8 protein-coding genes and 1 pseudogene are annotated in these 6,877 nt (G+C 67.5%); 3 read left to right on the top strand and 6 right to left on the bottom strand.

The genetic code is table 11. The features are described 5' to 3' along the window. The coding region (locus tag A5659_RS05505) for an acyl-CoA dehydrogenase family protein (protein WP_197497927.1) at positions 1–452 on the bottom strand (452 nt) is incomplete at its 3' end. Positions 453–532: 80 nt separating this feature from the next. Beyond that, entirely contained in the window at positions 533–1,321 is a 789-nt protein-coding gene (gene hisN / locus A5659_RS05500; RefSeq protein ID WP_369829359.1) for a histidinol-phosphatase, read from the bottom strand. Positions 1,322–1,400: 79 nt separating this feature from the next. Between hisN and A5659_RS05495 the strand changes: the two genes are divergently transcribed. Next, on the top strand, positions 1,401–1,751 hold the full coding sequence (locus A5659_RS05495) for a hypothetical protein (RefSeq protein ID WP_066865197.1): 351 nt from the start codon (positions 1,401–1,403) through the stop codon (positions 1,749–1,751). Positions 1,752–1,758: 7 nt separating this feature from the next. Here A5659_RS05495 and A5659_RS05490 read toward each other — a convergent pair whose 3' ends face one another. The 3 genes and pseudogenes from A5659_RS05490 to A5659_RS27610 form a co-directional block, all read right to left on the bottom strand. Then, a complete protein-coding gene (locus tag A5659_RS05490; RefSeq protein ID WP_066865194.1) occupies positions 1,759–2,859 on the bottom strand; it encodes a PPE family protein in 1,101 nt (366 codons plus the stop codon). A gap of 91 nt (positions 2,860–2,950) precedes the next feature. Then, positions 2,951–4,120 (bottom strand): PPE family protein, encoded by a 1,170-nt coding sequence (locus A5659_RS05485; RefSeq protein ID WP_067179653.1) that lies wholly within the window; start codon positions 4,118–4,120, stop codon positions 2,951–2,953. Between the two features lie 474 nt (positions 4,121–4,594). Then, positions 4,595–4,843: pseudogene (locus A5659_RS27610) on the bottom strand (slipin family protein); the annotation flags it as partial. A 144-nt stretch (positions 4,844–4,987) separates the two neighbouring features. On the opposite strand from A5659_RS27610, the gene A5659_RS05480 reads away from it, so the two are divergent. Together A5659_RS05480 and A5659_RS05475 are read left to right on the top strand one after the other, a co-directional pair. Further along, a complete protein-coding gene (locus A5659_RS05480; protein ID WP_067179658.1) occupies positions 4,988–5,773 on the top strand; it encodes a universal stress protein in 786 nt (261 codons plus the stop codon). A 194-nt stretch (positions 5,774–5,967) separates the two neighbouring features. Then, positions 5,968–6,441 carry a group III truncated hemoglobin gene (locus A5659_RS05475; protein ID WP_067179650.1) on the top strand — a complete coding sequence of 158 codons (474 nt, stop codon included), beginning with the start codon at positions 5,968–5,970 and terminating at the stop codon, positions 6,439–6,441. Here A5659_RS05475 and A5659_RS05470 read toward each other — a convergent pair. Beyond that, positions 6,383–6,814 (bottom strand): pyridoxamine 5'-phosphate oxidase family protein, encoded by a 432-nt coding sequence (locus A5659_RS05470; RefSeq protein ID WP_066865185.1) that lies wholly within the window; start codon positions 6,812–6,814, stop codon positions 6,383–6,385. The two genes, A5659_RS05475 and A5659_RS05470, sit on opposite strands and share 59 nt — an antisense overlap. Between the last annotated feature and the right edge of the window lie 63 nt (positions 6,815–6,877).

Genomic DNA, 6,877 nt, shown 5'->3' with positions numbered 1-6,877 from the left:
ATGCCCAGCTCGGCGGCCTTGGCGATCAACTCATGCGGGTAGGTGGCCGCCTCGTCGGCGTCGTGTGCGGCGGGCCGCAGCACTTCCTCGGCGAACTCGTCGAGGGTCTCGACGATCATCTTCTGTTCGTCGTCCGGCGTCAGATCGAAGTAGTCCTTGCCGCTGGACTTGAGCCGGGTCGGCCCGCCGCGCAGGTTCTGAATTCGCTTGAATTCCCGGGACGAGGTGGCGGCGGTGGAGAAGACCGTCTTGGTGCCGTAGCGCAGCGCGCGGTTGAGCGGGTCACGCAGCCGGTATTTGTCCAGGAATTCCTGCCCGACGAGCGGGGTGATCAGCGCGATGGCGATGTCGACGCCGGTGCGTTTGTGGGGTTGTAGCCCGACGGCGGATTTGTGGTCGCGTCGTTTGACGCGGGAGCGGGCGGATGTCTGTTGAGAACCGGAACCGGTCATTTTCGGCAGCCTCAGGTCGTTGGGCGATGCGGATAGCGCCGATCTTACTCCGGAGTAAGTTCACGGAGAACACTTGTTAACTAATTCACAGCGAGGCTGTCGAGCACCTGCTGCTGCAACAGGCCGTTGGTGGCCACGGCGCTGCCGTGATGTGGCCCGGCGGTGCCGTCCAGGGCCGTCAGCGTCCCGCCCGCTTCGCGCACCAGGATGTCGAGCGCCGCGAGGTCCCACACGGACACTTCGGGTTCTGCGGCGATGTCGACGGCGCCTTCGGCGAGCAGGCAATAGGACAGAAAGTCGCCGAAGGCGCGCACCCGCCAGACGGCGTCGGTCAGCGCGATGAATCGATCCCGCACACCCAGCTGCGCCCACCCGGACAGGCTGGAGAACGAGAGGCTCGCCGAATTCAGTTGTGCTACTAAGGAAACCGAGAGTCGCCGCGCGGGCGCACCGTTGACCGCGACGAAGGCGCCCTGGGCGTGCGCGGCCCACCACCGGCGTTGCAGCGCCGGGGCGCTCACGGCGCCGACGACGGGGATGCCGTCTTGGAGCAACGCGACCAGGGTGGCCCACACCGGCACCCCGCGGACGAAGTTCTTGGTGCCGTCGATCGGGTCGATGATCCACTGACGTCCGGTGAAGGTGGTGTCGCCGCCGAACTCCTCACCGACGATGCTGTCGTCGGGCCGTTCGCGCGCGAGCACCTCGCGCAGCTCGGTTTCGACCGCGCGATCGGCGTCCGTCACCGGCGTCAGGTCGGGTTTTGTGTCGACGCGCAGGTCCAGCGCGCCGAATCGGGCGGAAGTCAGCGCGTCTGCGCGGTCGGCCAGCGTCAGTGCCAGCGCCAGATCGTCCTGGCTGTTGTGCACGCTCCTCCTCATCGCTTCACTTCGGATCGTCGCCGGCGCGACTCATGACGCAGTCTTATCACGGTCCTACCATGGCGTCGTGTGGGAATTCGGACTGCTGCTTTTGCTGGTGGCCATCTTGGGGGTGTTTCTCGTCCAGCGGTTCGTCCCGCGCGGCCCGCGAGGTGAGCTGCTCAGCGGCACGCTGCTGGTCACCGGGATCAGCCCCCGCCCCGATGCCACCGGCGAACAATTCGTCACCATCGCCGGCGTGATCAACGGTCCCACCGTCAACGAACACGCGGTGTATCAGCGCATGGCCGTCGACGTGAACCAGTGGCCGACCATCGGCCAGCTGTTTCCCGTGGTGTATTCGCCGAGGAATCCGGACAACTGGAAATTCGCCCCCGCGGTTCCGCCGCCCGCGCCGCCGCAGCCGCCCGCGGGCTGAGCGTCCGTCATCCGGCCGCGGGTGGGCGCGTCATCACCGTGATCCGCCTGCCGTAGCGGGGGACCACGAGCGCCGCCCGGCGGACCGTCCCGCCCGGAAGTCCGGGTATGCCCGGCGTGGATCCGGTTGGGGTCACCAGCTCGGTCGCCGTCAGGTCGGCCAGGCCGCTGCCCGGCGCTGCCGCGGCGGGATTGCCGGCCGCGGTCGTCCAGCCGGCCGGCACGGACATCGGGCCGATCCGTCCGGCCCGCGATAGCACCGCGTCGACGTTGCCCAGGCCTGAGGTGGCAGCGCTGAGTGCGGGCGCCTTGGGCAGTGCGACCGGGGCGGCCGCGAGGTTCGGCAAGATGCCTAAGTTCTTGTCGGCCTGGATGATTCCGGCGGTAGTGCCCTCGGTGGTGAAAATGGATCTGAACGTGGTCTGGGCGCCCTGGATGGTGTCGAGGATCCGGAAGAGTTGCGACGACGAATTGGAAGTCGGGGAGTTCACCACCACCACCTGCGAACCCGAGTTCGTGCCCGAGTTCGAGGCATCCGCGGCGGCTTTGACGACGGCGTCCTGCTGTGCCGCCACCCCGTCGGTAGTGGTGGTCCGTCGCGGGGAGGAGAACGGCGAGAACTGTGCTGCCGCAGTCGAACTGGCGGAATAGCCGTACATCGCGGCGGCGTCCTGAGCCCAGTATTCGGCGTATTGGGCTTCGGTGGCCGCGATGGCCGCGGTGTTCTGGCCGAAGAAGTTCGTTGCCACCAGGGTCGCCAATTGGGTGCGATTGGCGGCGACCACCGGCGGGGGCACGGTCATGGCATGCGCCAGCTCGTAGGCCGCCGCGGCGGCCCGGGCCTGCGTTGCCGTCTGCTGAGCAAGTTCGGCGGTCATATACAGCCACGCGACGTAGGGGGCGGCACCGGCCGCCATTGCCTGGGCTGCGGGGCCGTGCCAGTACACACCCGTCAGACCGGACAGCACCGATTCGTACACCGCGGCCGTGACGCCCAGCTCGGCCGCGAGCGAATCCCAGCCTCCCGCGGCGGCCAATAGCGAGGCCGACCCGGGACCTGCGTACATCCGGCCGGAGTTCACCTCCGGCGGAAGAAAGCCGAATTCCATGTCTTACAGCTCTAAAGGCTGCGTGAAGCGAAACTGCTTGCGGCGGAGGATTTCTCCTATGACCGGCGGCAGTCGGCGGATTGGCGACACGTCACCCGGCGGCCGGCGGGCGGGGCATCACGGTGAGCCGCACGCCGTAGCGGGGCGGCGCACCCGCGCCGGCGGACCGGGCGGCACCGCCGCCGGGCATGCCCGGGTAGCCGGGATATCCGGACGCGATCGGCTCTTCGGTTCCCGGCAGCGTGGTGAAGCCGGCGGGTTCCAAAGGCGAGATGTGGGTGCTCGTGGGCGCGGCCCAGCTTGCGGGCACCGACATCGGCCCGATCGTGCCGGCGTGCGAGAGGGTCGCGGTGACGTTGCCCAGCCCACCGCCCAGGCCCGAGGCGGCGCCGCGCAGTGCCGGCGCCGCGAGGGCGGGAGCGACATTGGCCGCGGCCGCACCCGGCTTGGCCAGAATGCCCAGATTGTTCTCCGCGCCGATGATGCCGGACACGAACTGCTCCATGTTGTACGGAGCGCTGAAGCCGAGGCCCGTCCCCTGGATGGCGTCGAGGACCCGGAAGGCGTTGTTGCCCGAGCTCGTCGATGCGTCGAGGTAGTAGATGTCGCCTGTGCCCGGGTCAACCTGCGGTTGTTGCGTGGACAGCTGCGAAAACGTCTGCGTGGCGGCCTTGTTCACGCTGGAATTGGTGTTGGCCGCGGCCACGGCGGCGTTCTGGTCACTCACCCCGGAGTCGGTGGTGGACTTGCTTGCGGTGCCGAAGCGCGGCAACTGCGTCGTCGCCGCCCTCGACGACACCGAGTAGCCGGCCATCGCGGCGGCGTCCTGCGCCCAGAAATCGGCGTACTGTGCCTCGGTGTCGGCGATGGCCGCGGTGTTCTGGCCCACGATGTTCGTCGCCACCAGCGACGCCACCAGCGTGCGGTTGGCGGCGATCACCGGCGGCGGCACGGTCATCGCATACGCCTGCTCATAGGCCGCCGCGGCCGTCCGCGCCTGCATGGCCGTCTGCTTCGTCTGTTCGGCGGTCGCCTGCAGCCAGCCCACGTAGCGGGCGGCCGCGTACGCCATCGACTCGGCGGCGGCGCCGCGCCATTGCAGGTCCAGGCCCGCGAGCACCGACTCGTAGGACTCGGCGGTGGAGGCCAGTTCGGCCGACAGCGCGTCCCAGCTTCCGGCGGCGGCCAACAGCGAGGCCAATCCGGGTCCGGTGTACATCCGGGCGGAGTTGATTTCGGGTGGAAAGAAAGCCCAATCCATGGGTGATACGTCCCCTCAATGTGCGGTTTTCGGACAAACGCCACCGGCGCCGGCGCTCGCCGCATCGGCGTGTTTTTCGGATCTATGGGCCGCTCCCGCGATTCGCTCGGCCGGTCGGCGAAGCTCACCCCCGTCAGATGAGAGGGCGGCCCGGCGCGTTGACACCACGCCCGTTCGGGCGGGCGGCGTGGTGCTTACCGGGATGGCGGAGAGTGCGCGCAGGGCATCACGAAAGACCTTCGGGGGTTCGGGCCCTTTAAAAGTCGCAGGTGCCGCCGATGCTTGCGGGGTTTTGCCTATTTCACGGCTGGGACCAGGCAGAATTCAGTTTCTGTTCACCGATTGTTCATTTTTTGTTCACCATGGGCGCGCGCCTAACTTGACGCCTGTTGAACAACGAAAGTATTTGATGTGCTTGGTATCTGGTCGCGGCGTGGTTCGTCACGCGCGATCGTTGAGGTTGTCGACCACTTCCTACAGCATCTCGGGATGCCGCAGGAACGGCGTGATGATGCCGACCGGTAGCGGGAAGACGACGGTCGAGTTCTGATCCACCCCCAACTCCAGCAGCGTCTGCACCTACCGCAGCTGCAGCGACGGACTCTCGGACAGGGTCGGCGGCTTCGCGCAGTTCCTCGGACGCCTGCAGCTCTCCGCGGCCGTTGATGACCTTCGCGGGAATTTCGACGCCTTGATCTCCACGACGCGCACTTGCACACCCCAGATTCCGTTTCACCGGGCGCGCCATAGGGTCCAATGGCATCAATTCGAGGACCAATGCCTCTGGGGGAGCGGGGTTTACGGGCAATAACCTCGTGGGTGAACGGTGTAGAAATCACCTTCTTCCGCTCGATGAAGGAAGCCGCGATGAGCAACATGTATCAAGCTCCCGCAATTCTGGTAGGCGTTGACGGGTCCAGGGCGGCGATACAAGCGGCACTCTGGGCGATCGATGAGGCGGTCAGCCGCGACATCCCCCTGCGACTGGTCTATGTCATCGACCCGCACGATGCTTCGGGCGCGCGCGCCATCGATACCCGCTTCGCCGTAGCTCGTGCGGCGCTGGCCGACGCCCGTCGGGCCGTCGACGCCGTCGGCGAGCCGGTCAAGGTGGAAACCGATATCCTCTCGGGCCGAACGGTTTCCAAGCTCCTCGAGGAATCGCAGTCGGCGGTCATGATCTGCATCGGACGGATCGGGCTCAACCATGCCCGCCACGGCGGACCCGCGGTTGCGGCGTGCCTGATCCGCTCGGCGCTGTGTCCGGTCGCCGTGATCCAAGGGTCGACTGCCGCGCAGGTCGGCGGCGTGGTGGTCGAAGCAGACAACGGCAAGGTGCTGCGGCACGCCTTCGACGAGGCGCGACTGCGCGAAACGCCGCTGCGGGCGTTGTGGGTGGCGCAGGGCTCCGACGCGCGTGACACCAGACCCGGAAAGCCTTCGGTGCAAGCGCATTTGGATCGCCGGCTGGCGCCGTGGAGGCGGTTGTATCCCGACGTGCAGGCCGTGCCGGCGATCGTGGCCGGCGGTGTGGACCGGTACCTGCGTGCCCAGCACGAAGCGGCCCAGCTGGTGGTCGCGGACTCCTATCGGGCCGAGGAGTTGTGCCATGCGGGTCACTCGGTGCTCGCGATACGGTGCGGCGACCTGTAACTGGCGTCAGACCCACCCCTGTGATCTGAAACATACTGCCCCGCAGCGGTCGTCGCGGTCGCCGGCGCACCCGAACGCGAAATTTTCCTCCCCGGGTGTCCCCGTCGCCGTCGAGGGACTTATGGCCCTGTCCGCAGCCATCCCGCCGGACAAGATGGTGTTACCGTAAGTCGCAGATAGATGGAGGAGTCCCCGTGAGCCAGCTCACGACGGTCGAGGCGGGTGCAGACCTGGTCGACCGCGCCGATGTGGAGGCCCTACTGCGCCGTTTCTACGCGCGGGCGTTGGATGACGAGGTCCTGGCCGAGCCGTTTGCCGGGTTGCGGGCCACCGGGCTTGAGGCCCACGTTCCGACGATGTGCGACTTCTGGGAGACCGTGCTGTTCCGGGCGGGGCTCTATCGCGGCAGCGCGTTACAGGCGCACCGCGAGATCCACGCGCGTGCCCCGTTGTCGGATCGTCACTTCCGTCGCTGGCTCACGCTGTGGCACAACACCGTTGATGAGATGTATCGCGGTCCGGCCGCCGATCGGGCGAAGGTTCAGGCCGGGCGGATCGCCTGGGCCATGCACCGCCGACTCACCGGAGCGGAGGCGCCTGAGCTTCTCGTCACGCAACCGGCTCGTGACGGTCAGGCTCCGGACCGAACCGGAAATTGCGGCCGGTGACCTCGGTCGGGGTGATGCGCACGTAGTGCGGTTTGAGCGTCGCCGTCCAGGGCAACAACTGCGCGCGCTCGGCGCGTTGAATGTCCGCGTCGGTCTTCAGCAAGCGCGCGCGGCCGCGCACGATGACGCTCCAGCCTTCGATGACGTTGTGATCGTCGACCTCGAAGACCACCGCGTGATTGGCCACCGCCGAGAACAGTTTGGTGCCCTCCGCGGTGCGGAACAGCACGGTGCGGTCCTGCGCGACGAAGTTGACGGGGAAGATCTCGGGCTCGCCGGCGAAGTTGGTGACCAGCCGGCCCAGCGCGACACTGCCCAACAGCTTCCAGTTCTCGTCCTCGGAGAGCACGGTCACTGGTTGGTCGTTACCCACCCGCCCAACGCTACGGAGGATTGACGTCGTTGAGTAGAGCCCTTCGTACTCGGCGCCGCCGAG

This window comes from Mycobacterium sp. 1165196.3 (assembly GCF_001673415.1).
Classification (GTDB): Bacteria; Actinomycetota; Actinomycetes; order Mycobacteriales; family Mycobacteriaceae; genus Mycobacterium; species Mycobacterium europaeum_A.
Note: the sequence above shows the minus strand (reverse complement) of the source record. Positions and strands in the feature narration are given on the sequence as shown.

Excerpts from the sequence above, each read along its gene's own strand:
- A5659_RS05490 (WP_066865194.1), bottom strand. The coding sequence starts at position 2,859 with ATGGAATTCGGCTTTCTTCCGCCGGAGGTGAACTCCGGCCGGATGTAC.
- A5659_RS05485 (WP_067179653.1), bottom strand. The coding sequence starts at position 4,120 with ATGGATTGGGCTTTCTTTCCACCCGAAATCAACTCCGCCCGGATGTAC.
- A5659_RS05480 (WP_067179658.1), top strand. The coding sequence starts at position 4,988 with ATGAGCAACATGTATCAAGCTCCCGCAATTCTGGTAGGCGTTGACGGG.